Source organism: Streptomyces sp. NBC_00341, from assembly GCF_041435055.1.
Classification (GTDB): Bacteria; Actinomycetota; Actinomycetes; order Streptomycetales; family Streptomycetaceae; genus Streptomyces.
The window spans coordinates 154,585-178,372 of sequence record NZ_CP108003.1; the positions used below are offsets into that span (position 1 = coordinate 154,585).

The following is a 23,788-nucleotide window of genomic DNA, read 5'->3' on the forward strand; positions in this document are numbered from 1 at the left end:
ACCTCAGCCGGGTGAACGACGTGCCCGATGGGGTCGGCGGCCACCTGATCACCGGCAACTCGGGCAGCGTGATGTCCGGCCGGATCTCGTACGCGCTCGGGCTGGAAGGCCCGGCCGTCACCGTCGACACGGCCTGCTCCTCCTCGCTCGTCGCCCTCCACCTCGCCGTGCAGGCGCTCAGGTCGGGGGAGTGCTCACTCGCCCTCGCCGGCGGTGTCACCGTCATCGCGGGCCCGGACGCCTTCATCGACTTTGCCCACCAGGGCGGACTCGCCACCGACGGCCGCTGCAAGGCGTTCTCCGACGACGCCGACGGCACCGGCTGGAGCGAGGGCGTCGGCCTGCTCCTGGTGGAACGCCTCTCGGACGCGCAGCGCAACGGCCACCAGGTGCTGGCGGTCGTGCGCGGCAGCGCGGTCAACCAGGACGGCGCGTCCAACGGACTGACGGCGCCGAACGGTCCCTCCCAGCAGCGCGTCATCCGGCAGGCCCTCGCGAACGCGCGGCTGGAGCCTGCGGACGTGGACGTGGTGGAGGCCCACGGCACGGGCACCTCGCTCGGTGACCCGATCGAGGCGCAGGCCCTGCTCGCCACGTACGGCCAGGACCGGCCCGAGGACCAGCAGCCGCTGTGGCTCGGCTCGATCAAGTCGAACATCGGGCACACGCAGGCCGCGGCGGGTGTCGCGGGCATCATGAAGATGGTGCTCGCGCTGCACCACGCCGAGCTGCCCAGAACGCTGTACGCCGACACTCCGTCCTCGCACGTGGACTGGTCGGCAGGCGCGGTGGAGCTGCTGGCCGAGACCAGGCAGTGGCCCCGCGGCGAGCGCCCGCGCCGCGCGGGTGTGTCCGCGTTCGGAGTCAGCGGCACCAACGCGCACGTGATCGTCGAAGAAGCACCCGCCGCCGCTCAGTCGCCGGTGTCGGCTGCGGTCTCCACCCTGCCGCTGGTGCCCTGGGCCGTGTCGGCACGCTCGACGGAGGGTCTGGCCGCACAGGCCGGCCGACTCGCCGCTGCCGTGACGGACCTGGACACGACCGACGTCGGCCTCTCTCTGGCCACCACCCGCTCGTCCCTGGAACACCGCGCGGTCGTCCTCGGCAGCGACGCCGGGGCACTCCGTACGCGACTGGAAGCACTGGCCGCCGGTGAACCGACGCCGGGAATGGTGTCGGGCGTCTCCCGGACGGCCCCCACGGGTTTCGTGTTCTCGGGTCAGGGTGGTCAGCGGGTCGGTATGGGACGGGAGTTGGCCGAAGCCTTCCCGGTGTTCGCAGCCGCGTTGGATGAGGTGTGTGGGCACTTCGACGGTCTGCGTGAGGTGATGTTCACCGATGCGGAGGCGTTGAAGTCAACGGGTTGGGCGCAGCCCGCGTTGTTCGCGGTCGAGGTGGCGTTGTTCCGGCTGGTGGAGTCGTGGGGTGTCAGGCCGGATTACCTGGTCGGTCATTCGGTGGGTGAGCTGGCTGCCGCGCATGTGTCCGGGGTGTTCTCGCTGGCGGACGCCTGCAAGCTGGTGGCCGCGCGTGCCGCGTTGATGCAGGCGTTGCCTGCTGGTGGTGCGATGTGGGCGGTACGGGCGACGCTCGACGAGGTCGCGCCGTTCCTGGTCGATGGTGTCTCCGTGGCTGCGGTGAACGCTCCGGGTCAGGTCGTCCTGTCGGGTGCCCGTGAAGCGGTCGAGGCGGTAGCGAGTGGTCTTGCTGACCGGCAGGGGCGGTGGCTGGAGGTCAGCCATGCGTTCCACTCGGTGCTGATGGACCCGATGCTGGACGCGTTCCGTGCGGCGGCGAACTCGGTTACGTACGAGACTTCGCGCATCCCGATCGTCTCCACCCTGACGAGTGAGCCGGTCACCGAGTTCACCGCGTCGTACTGGGTCGACCAGGTCCGGGGGACTGTCCGGTTCGCCGACGCGATCACCCACCTGAAGTCCCTGGGTGTTGGGCGGTTCCTGGAGCTGGGCCCGGATGCGGGTCTGGTGGGTGCGATCAGTGAGGCGGATGAGGACGCGCTCGTGGTGGCGGCGCTGAACCGTAAGCAGTCCGAGCCCGCCACCGCCGTCGAGGCACTGGCCCGGCTCTGGGCCGATGGCGCCGACGTCGACTGGGCGGCGTTCTACGCACCCACCGGCGCCCGCACCGTCGACCTGCCCACCTACGCATTCCAGCACCAGCGCTACTGGCTCGACGGCGCGCCCGGTGTCTCGGACGCCGGTGCTCTCGGGGCCGAGCCGCTCAAGCACCCGCTGCTCAGCGCGGCGGTGGAGCTCTCCGACGGCGACGGGCACGTGTTCACCGGCCGGATCTCCGCCCGCACCCACCCGTGGATCGCCGAGCACCAGGTCGCGGGAGAGGCGATCTTCCCCGGCACCGGATACGTGGAACTCGCCGTCCGTGCCGGTGACCATCTGGCCTGCGACCGGATCGAGGAACTCGTCCTGGAGGCCCCGCTGGTCCTGCCGGAACGGCAAGCGGTCCAGTTGCAGGTCATCGTCGACCACGCGGACCCGGCCGGCAGCCGTTCGTTCCGCATCAGCTCCCGCGTCGGTTCCCGCAGCGATGAAATGCCGTGGATTCGGCACGCGAGCGGCGTCCTCGGCACCGCGTCCGGACGACAGCACACCGGACTCGCCGCCTGGCCGCCCGCCGGGGCCACCGCCGTCGACATCGACGGCCACTACGCGGCCCGCGCCGTCGGCGGCTTCGGCTACGGAGACGTCTATCAGGGGCTGACCGCCGTCTGGCGGCGGGACGGGGAACTGTTCGCCGAGGTCGTCCTCGGTGACGAGTTCCGCGGCGAGGCAGACCGGTTCGGCCTCCACCCCGCCGTGCTCGACGCGGCGCTCCAGGCCCTGTCGTACGACGAGAGCGCCGCAGGAGCGGGCCGGCTCCCGTTCGTCTGGAGCGGCATCACCCTGCACGCGAGCGGCGCGTCCCTGCTGCGCGTCGCGATCACCCCGGGCACGGCGGAGGGCGCGTACACCGTCACCGTCGCCGACACCTCCGGCGAACTCGTCCTGACCACCGACGCGCTGACCCTGCGCCCCTACGACGGCGCCCCGCTCTCCGCCCCCAAGGGGGACGGGACGGCCAAGGCCCCCGAGGCAGAGGCGGACGCCCCGTCGCCACGCCCCGTCGCCCGCCGCAAGGCCGCGGCCGCCGTGTCCGGAGGCGGCCAGGCACTCCGCGACCGGCTCGCCGCGCTGCCCCGGAACGAGCAGCGCGACGACCTGCTGGAGATCGTGCGCCGCCGCGCCTCGATCGTGCTCGACCAGCCCCGTACGCAGACGATGAACGCGGAGCTGCCGTTCCGCGATCTCGGCTTCACCTCCCTCACCGCCGTCGAACTGCGCGAGGCGCTCGCGGAGGAGACCGGCCTGCGGCTGCCCGCGACGCTCGTCTTCGACTATCCGACGCCCCGCGCCCTGGTCGACCACCTCCGCGACGAGCTGCTCGGCGGGCCCGAACCCGCCACCGCACCGGCCCGGTCCGGTGCGACCGTGGGCCGCGACGACCCCATCGCCATCATCGGCATGAGCTGCCGGTACCCCGGGGGCATCCACACCGCCCACGACCTGTGGCGGCTCGTCGCCGACGGCACCGACGCGATCTCCGGCTTCCCGACCGACCGGGGCTGGGACCTGGACGCGCTGTACGACCCCGACCCGGACAATCCGGGCACCTGCTACGTCCACGAGGGCGGGTTCCTGCACGACGCGAGCCAGTTCGACGCCACGTTCTTCGGCATCAGCCCGCGTGAGGCCGTCTCCATGGACCCCCAGCAGCGGCTGCTCCTGGAGATCTCCTGGGAGGCGATGGAACAGGCCGGCCTCGACGTCCACACCATGCGTGGCAGCAGCACCGGCGTCTTCGCCGGTGTGACCTACCAGGACTACGGCGGCATGCTCGCGGCGGCCAAGGAGAGTTCCGAGGGATTCCTCGGCACCGGCAACTCGCCCAGCGTCCTGTCCGGCCGGGTCGCGTACTCCTTCGGTCTCGAAGGCCCGGCGATCACCATCGACACGGCCTGCTCCTCCTCCCTGGTCGCGCTGCACTCGGCATGCCAGGCACTGCGGGAGGGCGACTGCACGATGGCGCTCGCCGGCGGTGTGACGGTCATGTCCACCCCGATCTCGCTGATCGAGTTCAGCCGTCAGCGCGCACTCGCCGAGGACGGCCGCTCCAAGCCGTTCTCCGACGACGCCGACGGAGCGAGCTGGGGCGAGGGCGTGGGCATGCTGCTCCTGGAGCGGCTGTCGGACGCACGCGCCAACGGCCACCAGGTGCTGGCGGTGGTACGCGGCTCCGCCGTGAACCAGGACGGTGCGTCGAACGGCCTCACCGCCCCCAACGGCCCGTCGCAGCAGCGGGTGATCCGGCAGGCGCTGGCCAACGCGCGGCTGGCCTCCTCGGACGTGGATGTGGTCGAGGCGCACGGCACGGGTACCTCGCTCGGTGACCCGATCGAGGCGCAGGCCGTGCTCGCCACGTACGGTCAGGACCGGCCGGACGACGCTCCGCTGTGGCTGGGCTCGATCAAGTCGAACATCGGCCATGCGCAGGCTGCGGCCGGTGTGGCTGGTGTGATCAAGATGGTGCAGGCGATGCGGCACGGGTTGATGCCGAAGTCGCTGCATTTGGGTACGCCGTCGTCGCATGTGGACTGGTCGGCGGGTGCGGTGGAGCTGCTGGCCGAGGCGCGGGAGTGGCCGCGTGGTGAGCGGCCGAGGCGCGCGGCTGTGTCGGCGTTCGGGATGAGCGGGACGAACGCCCACGTGATCCTTGAAGAGGTGGAAGACGCACCGGAGGAGACGGAGGCCGGAGAGACGATCTCCCAGGCACCGTCCGTGGCGCCGTGGATCCTGTCGGGGCGGAGCGCTGCCGCGCTGCGGGGCCAGGCCGAGGCGCTGCGTCCGCTGGCGGACGGCGCCGATCCGGTGCGTGTCGGGTGGTCGTTGGCGTCGTCCCGGGCGCGGTTCGAGCACCGGGCCGTCGTGGCGGGGGAGTTCGGTCCGGGGCTGGCCGCGTTGGCGGCGGGCGAGCCCGCCGGGCAGGTCGTCACCGGGCTTGCAGCTCCCGTCGGCCGTACCGCGTTCGTCTTCCCCGGTCAGGGCGCGCAGTGGGCCGCCATGGGCGCCCAGCTGCTGGAGTCCTCCCCGGTCTTCGCACAGGCGGTAGTGGAGTGTGAGTCGGCGTTGTCCGCCTATGTGGACTGGTCGTTGACGGATGTGTTGCGTGGTGTGCCGGGTGCTGCGTCGTTGGATGCGGTGGATGTGGTGCAGCCGGTGTCGTTTGCGGTGATGGTGTCGTTGGCGGCGTTGTGGCGGTCGTTCGGTGTGGTGCCGGCGGCGGTGGTGGGGCATTCGCAGGGTGAGATCGCTGCGGCGTGTGTGGCTGGGGTGTTGTCGTTGGAGGATGCGGCGCGGGTGGTGTGCTTGCGGAGCCGGGCGATTGCTGCGGTGGCGGGTGCGGGCGGTATGGCGTCGGTGGCGGCGTCGGTGGAGCGGGTGGAGGAGTTGCTCGGGCCGTGGGCGGGCCGGGTGTCGGTGGCTGCGGTGAATGGTCCGTCGCAGGTGGTGGTCTCGGGTGAGGCCGTGGCGCTGGACGAACTGGTTGCCGAGTGCAAGGGGCAGGGGTTGCGGGCGCGGCGGATCGCGGTGGACTACGCCTCGCATTCCGCAGCGATGGACGTGCTGGAGGCCGATCTGGCGGTCGAGCTGGCCGGGATCTCCCCGCGTGCGGGTGACATCCCGTTGCTGTCGACGGTGACCGGTGAGTTCGTGGACGGTTCCGGGATGGATGGCGGGTACTGGTTCACGAACCTGCGCTCGCGGGTCCGGTTCTCCGAGGCGATCGAGAAGCTGACGGCTGAGGGTTACGGCGTCTTCGTCGAGGCCTCCTCGCACCCCGTACTGACGGCTGCGGTCCAGGAGATCGCGGACGACAGCGTCATCACTGGATCCCTGCGGCGCGACGACGGCGGCCTGGACCGGTTCCTGGCCGGGGTGGCAGAGCTGTGGGTGCGCGGTGTCGAGGTCGACTGGTCGGCCGCCTTCCCCGACGGCCCCCGGCCCGTGACCGTGGACCTTCCCACGTATGCGTTCCAGCATCAGCACTACTGGCCGGAGTTCGAGACCGAGGCTGTGGTGTCCGGGGATGAGGGCACTGCTGCCGATCGTGCGTTCTGGGCGGCTGTCGAGAGCGCGGACGTGGATGCGCTGGCCGGGACGCTGGGTGCGGAGGCGGCTCTCATCGATCCGTTGCTGCCCGCGCTGACCGACTGGCGGCGCAAGCAGCGGGAACAGGACACCACCGACTCCTGGCGCTACCAGGTCAGCTGGAAGCCGCTGACCCCCGCGGACGGCGAGCCGCTCACCGGCGACTGGCTGGTGGTGACGTCCGAGGGTGCCGCTGACACCGCACAGGTCTGGGCGGACACCATCGCCGAGGAGCTGACCGCGCGGGGCGCGACCGTCCGGCCGCTGCGGCTGGACGGGACCGTGCAGGACCGGACGGCCCTCGCCGCCCGGCTCGCCGGCCTCACCGGCGCCGACGAGCTCGCCGGAGTCGTATCGCTGCTGGCCTGGGACGAGCGCGCCACCGACGGACTGCCCGGACTGCCGCGCGGCCTGGGGATGACCGCCGTACTTCTGCAGGCTCTGGGTGACGCCGGCTTCGCCGCACCGCTGTGGACGCTGACCTCCGGGGCGGTCTCGGCCGCCCGCTGGGACACGGTGACCAGGCCCGGCCAGGCGGCGGTGTGGGGACTCGGACGAGTCGCCGCGCTGGAACACCCGGACCGCTGGGGCGGACTGGTCGACGTACCGGACGAGGCCGACGCACGTTCCGCGCGGCGGCTGCTCAACGCGATCGTCGCGGCCGACGAGGACCAGATCGCCCTGCGCGCATCGGGCCTCTTCGGACGCCGGCTCGTGCGCGCCCCGCGCCCGGCCGACGCGGACGCGGCATGGGAGCCCTCGGGCACCGTCCTGATCACCGGCGGCACCGGCGCGCTCGGCGCCCGGATGGCCCGCTGGGCGGCCGGGAACGGCGCCGAGCACCTGGTGCTGACCAGCCGCAGAGGCGCGGACGCGCCCGGCGCACCGGACCTCGCCCGCGAACTGGAGGCCCTCGGCGCCAGGGTCACCCTCGCGGCCTGCGACCTGGCCGACCGCGAACAGGTCGCCGTGCTGCTCGGCACATGCAACGGCGCGACGGCCCCGCTGACGGCCGTCGTACACGCGGCCGGTGTCCTGGAGGACGGCATCCTCGACGCGCTCAGCCCCGAACGCATCGCCGCGGTCATGGCACCCAAGGCGGGCGCCGCGCTGCTCTTGGACGAGCTCACCCGCGAACTCGTCCCGGAACTCGACGCGTTCGTCCTGTTCGCCTCCACCGCCGGTATCTGGGGCGGCCCCGGGCAGGCGAACTACGCGGCCGCCAACGCGGTGCTCGACGCCCTCGCCGAGCACCGGCGGGCCGACGGACTCGCCGCCACCTCGATCGCGTGGGGCCCCTGGTCCGACGCCGGCATGGCGGACAGCGCGGCCGTCGAGGCCCGGCAGCGCAAGGGCGGCGTCCACTCGCTGGCCCCCGACCCCGCCGTCGCCGTACTGCGGCAGGCGGTCGGTGACGGGGACGCCACGCTCACCGTCGCCTCCATCGACTGGGACATCTACGCCCCCGCCTTCACGGCGAGCCGCCGCAGCACACTCCTCGACGGAATCCCGGAAGCCCGCAGGGCCCTGGAGACGGCGAGTACCGACGCCACCGCGGCCGGCCCCGACTCGCTCGCCGCCCGGCTGGCCGGGCTCACCGAGGCCGAGCGGGAACGCGAACTGCTCGACCTGGTGCGCGGCCACGTCGCCGCGGTCCTCGGCTTCGCCACGCCGACCGACGTGGAACCCACGCACGTGTTCTCCGACATCGGCTTCGACTCGCTCACGGCGATCGAACTGCGCAACCGGCTCAACTCGGCCACCGGGCTCCGCCTGCCCGCCACGCTGATCTTCGACCATCCCACCCCGGGCGCGCTCACACGCCTGCTGCGCCAGGAACTCGTCGGCGCTCTCGCCGGAGCCGCCGAACCGGCGTCCGCCGGCCCGCTCCCGTCCGGCGGCGGCCAGGACCACGACCCGATCGCCATCGTCGGCATGAGCTGCCGGCTGCCCGGCGGCGTCTCCTCGCCGGAGGACCTCTGGCAGCTGCTGTCCGAGGGCGTCGACGCGATATCCGACTTCCCGGACGACCGGGGCTGGGACATCGAATCGGTCTACGATCCCGACCCCGACAAGGCGGGCACGACGTACACCCGGCACGGCGGATTCGTCCACGGCATCGGTGAGTTCGACGCCGCGCTCTTCGGCATCAACCCGCGTGAGGCCCTCGCCATGGACCCGCAGCAGCGGCTGCTCCTGGAGACCGCCTGGGAGGCCACCGAGCGGGCGGGCATCGACCCGCTGTCCCTGGCGGGCAGCCGGACCGGCATGTTCGCCGGCAGCAACGGCTCCGACTACGGCGGTCTGCTGATGGCGTCCCCGCAGGGTGCGGACGGCTACTTCATGACCGGGAACGCATCCAGCGTCCTGTCCGGCCGGGTCGCCTACACCCTGGGACTGGAAGGCCCGGCGGTCACCGTCGACACGGCCTGCTCGTCCTCGCTCGTCGCCCTCCACCTGGCGTCGCAGGCGCTGCGCGGCGACGAGTGCGACCTCGCCCTCGCCAGCGGTGTCACGCTCATCTCCACGCCCACCCCGTTCGTGAGCTTCAGCCGTCAGCACGGACTGGCCGTCGACGGCCGGTGCAAGGCGTTCTCCGACGAGGCCGACGGCACCGGCTGGGCCGAGGGTGTCGGCGTCCTCGTCCTCGAACGGCTCTCGGACGCCCGCCGCAACGGCCACGAGGTGCTCGCCCTCGTCACCGGAAGCGCCACAAACCAGGACGGTGCCTCGAACGGCCTCACCGCCCCCAACGGCCCCTCCCAGCAGCGTGTCATCCGGCAGGCACTGGCCACCGCCGGACTGTCGTCGGCAGACGTGGACGCGGTCGAGGCGCACGGCACGGGCACCTCGCTCGGTGACCCGATCGAGGCGCAGGCCCTGCTCGCCACGTACGGCCAGGACCGGCCCGCGGACCGTCCGCTGTGGCTGGGCTCGGTGAAGTCGAACATCGGCCACACCCAGGCCGCCGCAGGTGTCGCCGGTCTGATCAAGATGGTGCTGGCGATGCGGCACGAGGTACTGCCCGGCACCCTGCACGTGAACGAGCCGTCGACACACGTCGACTGGTCGTCCGGCGCCGTGGAGCTGCTGTCCGAGGCCCGTCCGTGGCCGCGCGGCGACCGGCCGAGGCGCGCGGGCGTGTCGTCGTTCGGCATCAGCGGGACGAACGCCCACGTGATCATCGAGGAGGCGCCCGACGTCGCACGGGCACCGGCCACGGTCCCGGACGTCGAGCTTCCGGCGGTGCCGTGGGTGGTGTCCGCGAAGACGGGCACCGCGCTCACCGCACAGGCGGCGCGGCTGGCCTCCGGGGTGGACGGTCCGGAGGCGGTCGACGTCGGCCTGTCGCTGGCGACGGGCCGCGCGGCAATGGAGCACCGAGCCGTCGTTGTCGGTGCCGACGCCGATGAGCTGCGGACGGCACTGACGGCCCTGGCTGCCGGTGAACCCACACCGCGCACCGCCACCGGCCGGGCCCGCACGGCCCCCACCGGGTTCGTGTTCTCGGGTCAGGGCGGCCAGCGGCTCGGTATGGGCCGCGAGCTGGCGGAGGCCTTCCCGGTCTTCGAGACCGCGCTGGATGCGGTGTGCGCGCACTTCGACGGTCTGCTGGACCGGCCGCTGCGTGAGGTGATGTTCACCGACGCGGAGGCTCTCGGACGAACGGGCTGGGCGCAGCCGGCGTTGTTCGCGGTTGAGGTGGCGTTGTTCCGGCTGGTGGAGTCGTGGGGTGTCAGGCCGGATTATCTGGTCGGTCATTCGGTGGGTGAGCTGGCCGCCGCGCACGTGTCCGGGGTGTTCTCGCTGGCCGACGCGTGCAAGCTGGTCGCCGCGCGGGCCGGGTTGATGCAGGCGCTGCCTGCTGGTGGTGCGATGTGGGCGGTCCGGGCGACGCCCGATGAGGTCGCACCGTTCCTGGTCGAGGGCGTCTCCGTGGCTGCGGTGAACGCTCCGGGTCAGGTCGTCCTGTCGGGTGCCCGTGAGGCGGTTGAGGCGGTCGCTTCGTCGGCTGCCTTCGATGGCCGCCAGGCACGTTGGCTGGAGGTCAGCCACGCCTTCCACTCGGTGTTGATGGACCCGATGCTGGACGCGTTCGGTGCTGCGGCTGACGCGGTGACGTACGAGGCTCCGCGCATCCCGATCGTCTCGACCCTGACCGGTGAGCCGGTCTCCGGGTTCACCGCGTCGTACTGGGTGGACCAGGTGCGGGGGACGGTCCGCTTCGCGGACGCGATCACCCACCTCAAGTCCCTCGGCGTCGCGCGGTTCCTGGAGCTGGGCCCGGACGCGACACTGACCGGTGCCGTCGACGAGACGTACGACGGCGATTCGCTCACTGTGGCGGCGCTGAACCGAAAGCAGTCCGAGCCCGCCACCGCCGTCGAGGCCCTGGCCCGCCTCTGGGCCGATGGCGCCGGCGTCGACTGGGCGGCGTTCTACGCACCCACCGGCGCCCGCACCGTCGACCTGCCCACCTACGCCTTCCAGCACCAGCGCTACTGGCCGCAGGCCCCGGTTGCGCGGCCCGGTGACGTGTCGGCGGCCGGGCTCGCTGACGCCGGGCACCCGCTGCTCGGCGCCGCCGTGGCGCTGGCCGGTGACGACGGACGGCTGTTCACCGCGCGGATCGGCGTACGGGATCTGCCGTGGCTCGCCGACCACGAGGTCATGGGCACCATCCTCTTCCCCGGCACCGGATTCCTCGAACTGGCGATCCGGGCGGCCGACGAGGTCGGTTGCGACCGGGTGGAGGAACTGACGCTGGCGTCCCCGCTGGTGCTGCCGGCCGATGGCACGGTGCAGCTCCAGCTCCAGGTGGGCGCTCCCGATGCGTCCGGCCTGCGCCCGCTGAAGCTGCACGCGCGCCCCGACGACGCGTCGGCCGAAGCCCCGTGGACCCTGCACGCCACGGGACTCCTCGGCGGCGGCCGGCCGGAACCGGCGTTCGACCTCGCCTCCTGGCCGCCGCCCGGCGCCGAGACCATCGACGTATCCGACTTCTACGAGATGTACCGGCAGGGCGGATTCGCCTACGGCCCCTCGTTCCAGGGGTTGCGGCGGGCCTGGCGCGCCGGGGACGAGGTGTTCGCGGAGGTCGCTCTGACCGAGCCGTACGCCGCCGATGCCGCCGCGTACGGGCTGCACCCGCCGCTGCTCGACGCGGCACTGCAGGCGCTGACGTTCGTCGCACTCGACGGCAGCGGCCGCAGCAGACTGCCGTTCTCCTGGTCCGGTGTCTGCCTGTACGCCTCCGGTGCGTCGAGCCTGCGCGTACGGCTGACGCAGGCCGGGCCCGACGCGCTGTCCCTGGCCATCGCGGACGGTACGGGACAGCCGGTCGCCCACGTGGAATCCCTGGCGATGCGCCAGGTGTCGGCCGGGCAACTGCACGCCTCCTCGCGCACCACGGCATACCCGCAGGACGTGTTCCGGCTCGACTGGCTGCCCGTGACCATGCCGGTCCCCGGTGACAGCCCGGCCGCGGGCAGGCCGTGGGCGGTCCTCGGCGACGAGGACACCGGGCGCCACGGAGCGGGGCTGGCGGACGCGCTGACAGCGCACCTCGTCCCCGACCTGGACGCGCTGGGCGCCGACGGACCGCTCCCCGATGTGCTGTTCGTACCGTGCTCCGGTGCGACGGCGCACACCCCCGGTGCGGCCACCACCGACACGATCGCGGCCGACACCAGGGCCCTCACCGTCCGCGTTCTCGCCCTGCTCCAGCGCTGGCTCGCGGACAGCAGGTTCACCTCCGCACGGCTCGTCCTGGTGACCAGGGGCGCCGTCGCGGCCGGCGATCCCGCGGGACCGGGCGATCCGGCGGCCGCCGCCGTGTGGGGCCTGGTCCGCTCGGCCCAGTCCGAGGACCCCGGCCGGTTCGTGCTCGTGGACCTCGACGAGAACGAACCGCCCGCCGACGCGTCGGCCGGCCTGTTCGACGCGCTCCTCGCGTCGGACGAACCCCAGGTCGTCGTCCGCGACGGCGCGATACGCGCCGCACGGCTCGTGCGCCCCGCCCCGGACGGCGCCCTGCTGCCCCCGGCGGGCGCCGAGGCCTGGCGGCTGGACAGCACCGGCCGGGGCAGCCTGGCGAACCTCACCCTCGCCGCCGACCCCGAGCCGCTGGAACCGCTCGGACCGGGCCAGGTCCGGGTGGCGGTACGGGCCGCCGGACTCAACTTCAGGGACGTACTGAACGCACTCGACATGTACCCCGGCGAACCCGGCCCGATGGGCGTCGAAGGCGCCGGAGTCATCACCGAGGTGGGCCCGGAGGTCACCGGGTACGCACCGGGCGACCGGGTACTCGGCATGTTCGGCAAGGCGTTCGGACCGGTCGCGGTCGCGGACCGGAGAATGATCGCCCCGATACCCGAAGGCTGGTCCTTCGACCGGGCCGCGTCCGTCCCGGTGGTCTTCCTGACCGCCTACTACGCACTGGTGGACCTGGCGGGGCTCAAGCCCGGCGAGTCGGTCCTCGTGCACGCCGCCGCGGGCGGCGTGGGCATGGCCGCCGCCCAGCTCGCCCGGCACCTCGGAGCCGAGGTGTTCGGCACCGCGAGCCAGGGCAAACACGACACCCTGCGCTCCCTCGGCATCGACGACGCCCACCTCGCCTCCTCCCGTGACCTGGACTTCGAGGAGCGCTTCCGTAAAACGGCCGGAACCGGCGGCATCGACGTCGTACTCAACTCGCTGGCCCGTGAATACGTGGACGCCTCACTGCGGCTGCTCAGCGGCGGCGGCCGGTTCCTCGAAATGGGCAAGACCGACATCCGCACCCCGGAAAGCATCACCGGGGCACACCCGGGCGTGACCTACGCGGCCTTCGACCTCATCGAGGCCGGACCCGAACGCATCGGAGAGATGCTCACCGAGGTACTGGACCTCATCGAAGCGGGAGCACTCAGCCCGCTGCCGCTGACCACCTGGGACGTGCGCCGGGCACCGGAGGCGTACCGGCAGATCAGCCAGGCCCGGCACATCGGCAAGGTGGTACTCACCCTGCCCCGGCGCCCCGACCCGGACGGCACCGTCCTGGTCACCGGCGGCACCGGAGGCCTCGGCCACTACGTGGCCCGCCACCTCGTCGAACAGTACGGCGCCCGCCACCTGCTGCTCACCAGCCGCAGGGGACCGGAGGCCGAGGGCGCGGCCGGCCTTGTCACCGAACTCGAAGAGCTCGGCGCACACGTACGGATCGAGGCGTGCGACGCGGCCGACCGGGCCGCACTGGCCCGCACCCTCGCCACCGTCGAGGCGGCACACCCGCTCACCGCGGTCGTGCACGTCGCCGGGGTGGTCGACGACGGGGTCATCCCCTTCCTCACCCCCGAACGCCTGGACACCACCATGCGGCCCAAGGCGGACGCGGCCCTCAACCTGTACGAGCTGACGAAGGACGCCGACCTCGCGGCCCTCGTCCTCTTCTCGGGCGCGGCCGGCACCCTGGGCGGCGCCGGCCAGGCCAACTACGCGGCCGCGAACGCCTTCCTCGACGAGTTCGCCCGCTGGGCACGCCACCGGGGCGTCCCCGCCGTTTCGCTGGCCTGGGGGCCGTGGGTGGCCGACCGGGGCATGACCGGACACCTCACCGAAACCGACCTCTCCCGCATGGAGCAGGCCGGGCTCCGGCCGCTCGACGCGCAAGCGGGCCTCGGCCTGCTCGACTTCGCCCTGACCGCCGACGAGGCCGCCCTGCTCCCGATGCGCCTGGACACCTCTCCGCAGGCGTTCACCGCCGGACCCGTACCCCCGATGCTGCGCCACCTCGCGGGCAACGCCGCACCACGGCGCGCCCAGGCCGCAACCGCGGCCGCCGCGGAACCGGCCGCCGCACTCGCGGACCGGCTGAGCACCATGCCCGCCGCCGACCGCGTCGACCACCTGATCGACCTGGTCTGCGAACAGGCGGCCGCCGTCCTCGGACACGAGTCGGCCCAGGACATCGAACCGGAACAGGCCTTCCAGGGCTTCGACTCCCTCACCGCCATCGAACTGCGCAACCGGATGGGCACCATGATCGGCACCCGGCTGCCCGCGACGCTCATCTTCGACTACCCGACACCGGCAGCGCTCGTGGAGTACCTGCTGGCCGAATTCGTCCCGGACACCGCACCGGACGACACCGCCACCTCCGGTCCGTCGAACCCGGCACCGGACGCCCACACGGCCCTCGACGAGATCGAACAACTGGAGCGGACCCTCGACAGACTGGCCGGCTCCGGCCCGGCCGCGGACGACACCGTGCAACGGCGCCTGCGGGCACTGGCAGAGAAATGGGCTGCCGCGAGCGACACCGACGAACCCTCGGGCGACGGCGAGGCCGACGCGCTTGAGTCGGCAACAGCCGACGAACTCTTCAGAATGATCGACGGCGAATTTGGTGGGGCGTCTTGAGTGAGAACCCGGTTGTGAGCGCTGACGGCGAGCAGCAGAAACTGCTCGGCTATCTGAAGAAGGTCACCGGCGACCTCCGCCAGGCCCACCGCAAGCTGCGGGAGATCGAGGCCGCGAACACCGAGCCGATCGCCATCGTCGGCATGGGCTGCCGGCTGCCCGGCGGAGTCCGCTCACCTCAGGAGCTGTGGCAGCTCCTCGACCGGGCCGGCGACGGCATGTCCGCCTTCCCCCGCGACCGGGGCTGGGACCTGGAGCGCCTCTTCGGCCCCGACTCGACCCTGCCCGGCACGAGCCACGCCCGCGAGGGCGGCTTCACCTACGACGCCACCGAGTTCGACCCCGTCTTCTTCGGCCTGAGCCCACGCGAAGCCCTCGCCATGGACCCGCAGCAGCGCATGCTGCTCCAGACGTCCTGGGAGGCCCTCGAACACGCGGGCATCGACCCCACCACCCTGAAGAACACCGACACCGGTGTCTTCGTCGGCGCCGCCTCCACCGGCTACGGTTCCCAGCTGACCGAACTCCCGCAGGGCGTCGAGGGCTACCTCCTCACCGGCAACTCCATGGCCGTCGCCTCCGGCCGCATCGCCTACACCCTCGGCCTCAAGGGCCCCGCCGTCACCGTCGACACGGCCTGCTCCTCCTCCTTGGTGGCGCTCCACATGGCCGTCCAGTCGCTGCGCTCCGGCGAATGCTCCCTCGCCCTCGTCGGCGGCGTCACCGTGATGTCGACGCCCGGAATGTTCCTCGAATTCAGCCGTCAGCAGGGCCTGGCGACCGACGGCCGGTGCAAGGCGTTCTCCGACGACGCGGACGGCACCGGCTGGTCCGAGGGCGCCGGCCTGCTGGTCCTCGGCCGCCTCTCCGACGCCGTACGAGACGGACACCGGGTCCTGGCGGTGGTGCGCGGCACGGCCGTCAACCAGGACGGCGCGTCCAACGGCCTGACCGTGCCCAACGGCCCGTCCCAGCAGCAGGTCATCCGGGCGGCACTGGAGAACGCCCAGCTGTCCGCACCGGACGTGGACGTGGTCGAGGCCCACGGCACCGGCACCTCGCTCGGTGACCCGATCGAGGCGCAGGCCCTGCTCGCCACCTATGGCAAGGACCGGCCCGCGGACCAGCCGCTGTGGCTGGGCTCGGTGAAGTCGAACATCGGCCACACGCAGGCCGCGGCGGGTGTCGCGGGCGTCATGAAGATGGTCCTGGCGATGCGGAACGAGGCGCTGCCCAAGACGCTGTACGCGGACAAGCCCTCGACCCACGTGGACTGGTCGACGGGCGCGGTGGAGCTGCTCTCCGAGGCCCGCGCCTGGCCGCGCGGTGAACACGCACGCCGGGCGGGGGTCTCGTCCTTCGGCATCAGCGGGACGAACGCTCACATCATCCTGGAGGAGGCGCCCGCCCCGGCGGAGCCCCGGACCGCAGACACCGTGCGGCCACCGGTGATGCCCTTGCCGCTGTCCACCCGGCAGCCGGAGGCCCTCCCCGAACTCGCTTCCCGGCTCCGCGCATCCCTGACCGCGCACCCGGACGCCCGCACCCAGGACATCGGCCACACCCTGGCCACGGGCCGCGCCGCGTTCGAACACCGGGCTGTGGTCCTGGCCCACGACACGGAATCGGCCCTGACCGGCCTGGAAGCCCTCGCCAGCGGCACCGGCACTGCCGCCCGTGTGGTCCAGGGCACGGCTGCGGCACGGGGCGGCGCGCGGGGCCGCAGGCGGCTGGCGTTCGTGTTCTCGGGTCAGGGTGGTCAGCGGGTCGGTATGGGCCGGGAGTTGGCGGAGGCCTTCCCGGTGTTCGCGGCTGCGTTGGATGAGGTGTGTGGGCACTTCGATGGTCTGCGTGAGGTGATGTTCACCGATGCGGAGGCGCTGAAGTCGACGGGTTGGGCGCAGCCGGCGTTGTTCGCGGTTGAGGTGGCGTTGTTCCGGCTGGTGGAGTCGTGGGGTGTCAGGCCGGACTATCTGGTCGGTCATTCGGTGGGTGAGCTGGCGGCTGCGCATGTGGCCGGGGTGTTCTCGCTGGCGGATGCCTGCCGGTTGGTGTCGGCGCGTGCCGGGTTGATGCAGGCGTTGCCTGCCGGTGGTGCGATGTGGGCGGTTCGGGCGACGGTGGAGGAGGTCACTCCGCTGCTGGTGGAGGGCGATGGTGTGTCCGTGGCTGCGGTGAACGCTCCGGGACAGGTGGTGTTGTCGGGTGCTCGTGAGGCGGTCGAGGCGGTAGCGAGTGGTCTTGCTGATCGTCAGGGGCGGTGGCTTGAGGTCAGCCATGCGTTCCACTCGGTGTTGATGGACCCGATGCTGGACGCGTTCCGTGCGGCGGCCGACGCGGTTACGTATGAGGCTCCGCGCATCCCGATCGTCTCCACCCTGACGGGTGAGCCGGTCTCCGGGTTCACCGCGTCGTACTGGGTGGACCAGGTGCGGGGGACGGTGCGGTTCGCGGACGCGATCACTCACCTGAAATCTCTCGGCGTCACCAGGTTCCTGGAGCTGGGACCGGACGCGACACTGATCGGTGCCGTCGACGAGACGTACGACGGCGATTCGCTCGCTGTGGCAGCGCTGAACCGTAAGCAGTCCGAGCCCGCCACCGCCGTCGAGGCCCTGGCCCGACTCTGGGTCGACGGACACCCCGTCGACTGGCAGAACTTCTACGGTGCGACGGACGCACGGTTCACCGACTTGCCGACCTACCCCTTCGCCCGGGACCGCTACTGGATGCAGAACCCCGAAGGCGCTGTGGTTCAGCGACGGGAACGGGGCTCCGGCGACGGCCTGCGTTATGAGGTGTCGTGGGCGCCTTTGGTTTCCGTTGCTGGTGGTGCTGGTGTTGGGGTGTCGGGTGGGTGGCTGATTGTTGAGCCGGGTGGTGTTGAGGATGTGTGGGCGGCTGCGTTGGCGGATGAGCTGACGGGTCGGGGCGCGGAGGTGTCCCGGTTGGTTTTGGATGCGGAGGGCTTGGAGCGGGCGGTTCTGGCTGGCCGTCTTGGGGAGTTTGCGGGTGTTGGGCGTGTGGTGTCGTTCCTGGGTCAGGTGGAGTCGGGGGCCGGGGGTGTTGTGGGGTCGGCGGTGTTGGTGCAGGCGTTGGGTGATGCCGGTGTTGACGTTCCGGTGTGGTCGGTGACGTCGGGTGCGGTTTCGGTGGGTGCGGGTGATGTGGTTGCGCGTCCGGTGCGGGCTGGTGTGTGGGGTCTGGGTCGGGTGGTGGCTTTGGAGGAGCCGGGGCGTTGGGGTGGGTTGGTGGATGTTCCGGTGGGGGTGTCTGCCGAGGGTGTGGCCCGGTTGGTGGAGGTTGTGGCCGGTGCTGTGGGGGATGAGGACGAGGTTGCGGTGCGTGGTGGGACGGTGTTCGGTCGCCGTCTTGGACCGGTGAGTGCTGCCTCTGGTCCCGGTGTGGTGTGGTCGCCGTCGGGGACGGTGTTGGTGACGGGTGGTTTGGGTGCGTTGGGTGCCCGGGTCGCGCGGTGGGTGGTGGGCCGGGGTGCTGAGCGTGTGGTGCTGGTGGGCCGTCGCGGCATGGAGAGTGATGGTGCGGCGGAGTTGGTGGATGGGCTTCGTGGGTTGGGTGCTGTGGTGGATGTGGTGGCGTGTGATGTGGGTGTGCGGGAGGAGGTGGAGGAGCTTTTCGCCCGGTTCGAGTTTTCGGCGGTGGTGCATACGGCGGGGGTGTTGGACGACGGTGTGGTGGATGGTCTGACGGCTGAGCGGGTGTCCGGGGTGTGGGGGGCGAAGGCGGGTGGTGCGTGGAATCTGCATCACGCTTCGCTCGGTCGGGAGCTGGATGCGTTTGTGGTGTTCTCGTCGGCTGCGGGTGTGTGGGGTGGTGCGGGTCAGGGTGCGTATGCGGCGGCGAATGCTGCGCTGGACGGGTTGGTGGATTTCCGCCGGGGTCAGGGTCTGGTGGGCTCGTCCATTGCGTGGGGGCCGTGGGCCGAGGGTGGTATGGCTGATGACGTCACGGTGTTGGCCCGGATGGAACGCGGTGGGGTAAGGCCGTTGGATCCTGGTGCGGCGCTTGGGGTGCTGGGGTCCGCGTCGGGTTGTGTGACGGTTGTTGATGTGGAGTGGGAGCGTTTCGTTCCCGGGATGACCGCGTTGCGGGCGAACCCTCTGTGGGACGAGGTCGCGCCCCGTGGGGCGGTGGCTCCGGTGGTGGGTGTTGGTGGGCTGAGGGAGCGGTTGGCCGGGGTGTCGGGGGTGGCTCGGCGTTCTTTGGTGACGGATGTGGTGCGCGGGCAGGTCGCGGCGGTTCTGGGCTTCGCGGACGGGGCTGCGGTAGAGGTGTCGAAGGCGTTCCGGGATCTGGGCTTCGACTCCCTCACTGCCGTCGAACTGCGCAACGCACTCACCGCCGAGACCGGCCTCAAACTCCCCTCGACGGTCGTCTTCGACTACCCCTCGGTCGAGGCTCTGGCCGCCTTCGTGGTGACCGAGCTGTTCGGTGTGGAGGAGGAGGGTGCGGCGCTGGGTGTGGTGGCGGCGCGTCAGGCCGATGCTGATGATCCGGTGGTCGTGGTGGGGATGGGTTGCCGGTTCCCGGGTGCGGTGGATTCGCCGGAGGGGTTGTGGCGGCTGCTGGCTGAGGGCACTGATGCGATGGGTGGGTTCCCCGCGGATCGCGGCTGGGAGCTGATCAGCGGTGTCGGTGGTGACTATGCCCGGGTCGGTGGGTTCGTCGAGGGCGTGGCGGACTTCGATGCCGGTCTGTTCGGGATCTCGCCGCGTGAGGCACTCGCCATGGACCCGCAGCAGCGGCTGCTGCTTGAGGTGGTGTGGGAGTCGCTGGAGCGGTCGGGCATCGCACCGTTCTCGTTGCGTGGCCTGCCGGTCGGGGTCTTCGCGGGGACGAACGGCCAGGACTACCCCGCGGCGTTGGCACTGGCGGGGGAGCCCGCTGATGGTTACGGCGGGACTGGAAGCTCGGGCAGTGTCCTGTCCGGGCGGGTCTCGTACGCACTCGGGCTTGAGGGTCCGGCCGTGACTATTGATACGGCGTGCTCGTCGTCATTGGTGGCTCTTCACCTTGCGGCGCAGGCGTTGCGGTCGGGTGAATGTGATCTTGCGCTGGCCGGTGGTGTGACGGTGATGTCGACGCCGGGTGCGTTCGTGGAGTTCGAGCGGCAGGGTGGTCTGGCCGGGGACGGCCGGTGCAAGGCGTTCTCGGACGATGCGGACGGTACGGGCTGGGGCGAGGGAGCGGGTCTCCTGGTCCTGGAGCGGTTGTCGGATGCCCGGACCCATGGGCACGAGGTGCTGGCGGTGTTGCGCGGGAGCGCGGTCAATCAGGATGGTGCGTCCAATGGTCTGACGGCGCCGAACGGTCCCTCGCAGCAGCGGGTGATTCGGCAGGCGCTGGCGAATGCGGGGTTGTCGGGCGCTGAGGTGGACGCGGTCGAGGCGCACGGCACGGGCACCTCGTTGGGTGACCCGATCGAGGCGCAGGCGCTGCTGGCCACGTACGGCAAGGACCGGCCCCAGGACCAGCAGCCGTTGTGGCTCGGCTCGATCAAGTCGAACATCGGTCACACGCAGGCGGCCGCAGGCGTCGCGGGTGTGATGAAGATGATTCTGGCGATGCGGCACGGTGTGTTGCCGCAGTCGTTGCACGTCGGTACCCCGTCCTCGCACGTGGACTGGTCGGACGGTGCGGTTGAGCTGCTGGCCGAGGCGCGGGACTGGGCGCCCGGTGACCGGCCGAGGCGGGCGGGTGTGTCCGCGTTCGGCGTCAGCGGGACAAACGCACACGTGATCATCGAAGAGGCGCCGACTTCTCAGACAGCGCCGGACCCGCAGGGGCTGCTGGAACTTCCCGTGGTGCCGTGGGTGGTATCCACGAACGTGGGCACCGCGCTGTCCGCACAAGCTGCGCGGCTGGCTTCCGGTGTGGACGGCCTGGACGCCGTCGATGTCGGCCTGTCGCTGGCGCAGACCCGGGCAGCGCTGGAGCACCGCGCCGTCGTTCTCGGTGCGGACGCCGATGAGCTGCGGGCGGCACTGACGGCTCTGGCGGCCGGTGACTCCACACCGAGCATCGTCACCGGCCGGACCCGCACAGGGCCTACAGGGTTCGTGTTCTCGGGTCAGGGTGGTCAGCGGGTCGGTATGGGGCGTGAGTTGGCGGAGGCCTTCCCGGTGTTCGCGGCTGCGTTGGATGAGGTGTGTGGGCACTTCGATGGTCTGCGTGAGGTGATGTTCACCGATGCGGAGGCGTTGAAGTCGACCGGTTGGGCGCAGCCGGCGTTGTTCGCGGTCGAGGTGGCGTTGTTCCGGCTTCTTGAGTCGTGGGGGGTGCGCCCGGACTACCTGGTGGGTCATTCGGTGGGTGAGCTGGCGGCTGCGCATGTGTCCGGGGTGTTCTCGCTGGCGGACGCCTGCAAGCTGGTGTCGGCGCGTGCCGGGTTGATGCAGGCGTTGCCTGCTGGTGGTGCGATGTGGGCGGTTCGGGCGACGCTCGACGAGGTCACTCCGCTGCTGGTCGAGGGCGATGGTGTGTCCGTGGCTGCGGTGAACGCTCCCGGTCAGGTGGTGCTGTCGGGTGCCCGGGAGGCGGTCGAGGCGGTAGCGAGTGGTCTTGCTGATCGGCAGGGGCGGTGGCTTGAGGTCAGTCACGCGTTCCACTCGGTGTTGATGGACCCGATGCTGGACGAGTTCCGTGCGGCGGCGGATGCGCTGGAGATGCGCAGCCCCGGGATACCCGTCGTATCGACGCTGACGGGTGAGCTGGTCTCCGAGTTCACCGGGTCGTACTGGGTGGATCAGGTGCGGGGGACGGTTCGTTTCGCGGATGCCGTTTCCCGGCTGAGGGCACTGGGGGTGGCGCGTCTGGTGGAGATCGGGCCGGATGCTTCTCTGGTCGGTGCGATCGGTGAGGCGGCTGACGATGCGGTGTTCGCTGTCTCGATGCTGCGTCGGGACAAGCCTGAGCCAGTCACCGCGGTCGCCGCCTTGGCCCGGCTGTGGGCGGCCGGCGCCGATGTCGACTGGGCGTCGTTCTACGGGCCCACCGGCGCCCGCACCGTCGACCTGCCTACGTATGCGTTTCAGCGTCAGCGTTTCTGGCCGAGTGTGCGGCGGGAGCCGGTGGTGGCGTCGGCTGCTGTTGATGCGGTGTTCTGGGATGCGGTGGAGCGTGGTGACGGTGAGTTGTTCGCGGCGGAGTTCGGTGTGGATGTCGGGGCGCCGTTGCGGGAGACGTTGCCGGCGTTCTCGGCGTGGCAGCGTCGGCGTCGTGAGCGTGAGGTAGCGGACAGGCTGCGTTATGAGGTGTCGTGGGCGCCTTTGGTTTCCGTTGCTGGTGGTGCTGGTGTTGGGGTGTCGGGTGGGTGGCTGATTGTTGAGCCGGGTGGTGTTGAGGATGTGTGGGCGGCTGCGTTGGCGGATGAGCTGACGGGTCGGGGCGCGGAGGTGTCCCGGTTGGTTTTGGATGCGGAGGGCTTGGAGCGGGCGGTTCTGGCTGGCCGTCTTGGGGAGTTTGCGGGTGTTGGGCGTGTGGTGTCGTTCCTGGGTCAGGTGGAGTCGGGGGCCGGGGGTGTTGTGGGGTCGGCGGTGTTGGTGCAGGCGTTGGGTGATGCCGGTGTTGACGTTCCGGTGTGGTCGGTGACGTCCGGTGCGGTCTCGGTGGGTGCGGGTGATGTGGTTGCGCGTCCGGTGCGGGCTGGTGTGTGGGGTCTGGGTCGGGTGGTGGCTTTGGAGGAGCCGGGGCGTTGGGGTGGGTTGGTGGATGTGCCGGAGGTGCCGGTGGGGGGTGCGGTGGGCCGGCTGGTGGAGGTGCTGGCCGGTGGTTTCGGTGATGAGGACGAGGTGGTGGTGCGTGGTGGGGCGGTGCTGGGGCGTCGGCTCGGTCCTGCCCGGCCTGGGGGTGTGGTGTGGTCGCCGTCTGGGACGGTGTTGGTGACGGGTGGTTTGGGTGCGTTGGGTGCCCGGGTCGCGCGGTGGGTGGTGGGCCGGGGTGCTGAGCGTGTGGTGTTGGTGGGCCGTCGTGGGATGGAGTCCGTTGGTGCGGCGGAGTTGGTGGATGGGCTTCGTGGGTTGGGTGCTGTGGTGGATGTGGTGGCGTGTGATGTGGGTGTGCGGGAGGAGGTGGAGGAGCTTTTCGCCCGGTTCGAGTTTTCGGCTGTGGTGCATACGGCGGGGGTGTTGGACGACGGTGTGGTGGATGGTCTGACGGCCGAGCGGGTGTCCGGGGTGTGGGGGGCGAAGGCGGGTGGTGCGTGGAATCTGCATCACGCTTCGCTCGGTCGGGACTTGGATGCGTTTGTGGTGTTCTCGTCGGCTGCGGGTGTGTGGGGTGGTGCGGGTCAGGGTGCGTATGCGGCGGCGAATGCTGCGCTGGACGGGTTGGTGGATTTCCGCCGGGGTCAGGGTCTGGTGGGCTCGTCCATTGCGTGGGGTCCTTGGGCCGAGGGGGGTATGGCTGATGACGTCACGGTGTTGGCCCGGATGGAGCGTGGTGGGGTAAGGCCGCTCGACCCCGACTCCGCCTTGGGTGTGCTGGGGTCTGCGTCGGGTTGTGTGACGGTTGTTGATGTGGAGTGGGAGCGTTTCGTTCCCGGGATGACCGCGTTGCGGGCGAATCCTCTGTGGGACGAGGTCGCGCCGCGTGGGGCGGTGTCTCCGGTGGTGGGTGTTGGTGGGCTGAGGGAGCGGTTGGCCGGGGTGTCGGGGGTGGCTCGGCGTTCTTTGGTGACGGATGTGGTGCGCGGGCAGGTCGCGGCGGTTCTGGGCTTCGCGGACGGGGCTGCGGTAGAGGTGTCGAAGGCGTTCCGGGATCTGGGCTTCGACTCCCTGACGGCCGTCGAACTGCGCAACGCGCTCACCGCCGAGACCGGCCTCAAACTCCCCTCGACGCTCGCCTTCGACCACCCGACCACCCTCGCCCTCGCCGAGTTCCTGCTCGGTGAGCTGTCCGAGGATTCGGCCGACGATGCCCCGGACGTGGCAGCCGAACTGGACCGGCTCGAAACCGCCCTGCTGGCTCTGCCCGCTCCCGAATACGCGCGGCTGAGGATCGCCTCGCGCCTGCAACAACTGATGAAACGACTGGACGGTGCGCCATCTGACGCGAATGCCGTGGACATCTCGGCAAAGATCGAGGCCGCTACATCCAACGACATCTTCGCTCTTATTGATCACGAGATCGGGACGCGGTGA

2 protein-coding genes (1 of these 2 cut by a window edge) are annotated in these 23,788 nt (G+C 71.2%); both read left to right on the forward strand.

From position 1 onward, the window contains the following. Window positions 1–14,627, forward strand: the 3' portion of a protein-coding gene (locus OG892_RS39320; protein ID WP_371631825.1) for a type I polyketide synthase. The gene continues 9,541 nt to the left of window position 1, outside the view; the window shows 14,627 of its 24,168 coding nt (coding positions 9,542–24,168); the start codon falls outside the window, past its left edge; its stop codon occupies window positions 14,625–14,627. Continuing rightward, window positions 14,609–23,788 carry a type I polyketide synthase gene (locus OG892_RS39325; RefSeq protein ID WP_371631826.1) on the forward strand — a complete coding sequence of 3,060 codons (9,180 nt, stop codon included), beginning with the start codon at window positions 14,609–14,611 and terminating at the stop codon, window positions 23,786–23,788. The genes OG892_RS39320 and OG892_RS39325 overlap by 19 nt, the downstream gene beginning before the upstream one ends.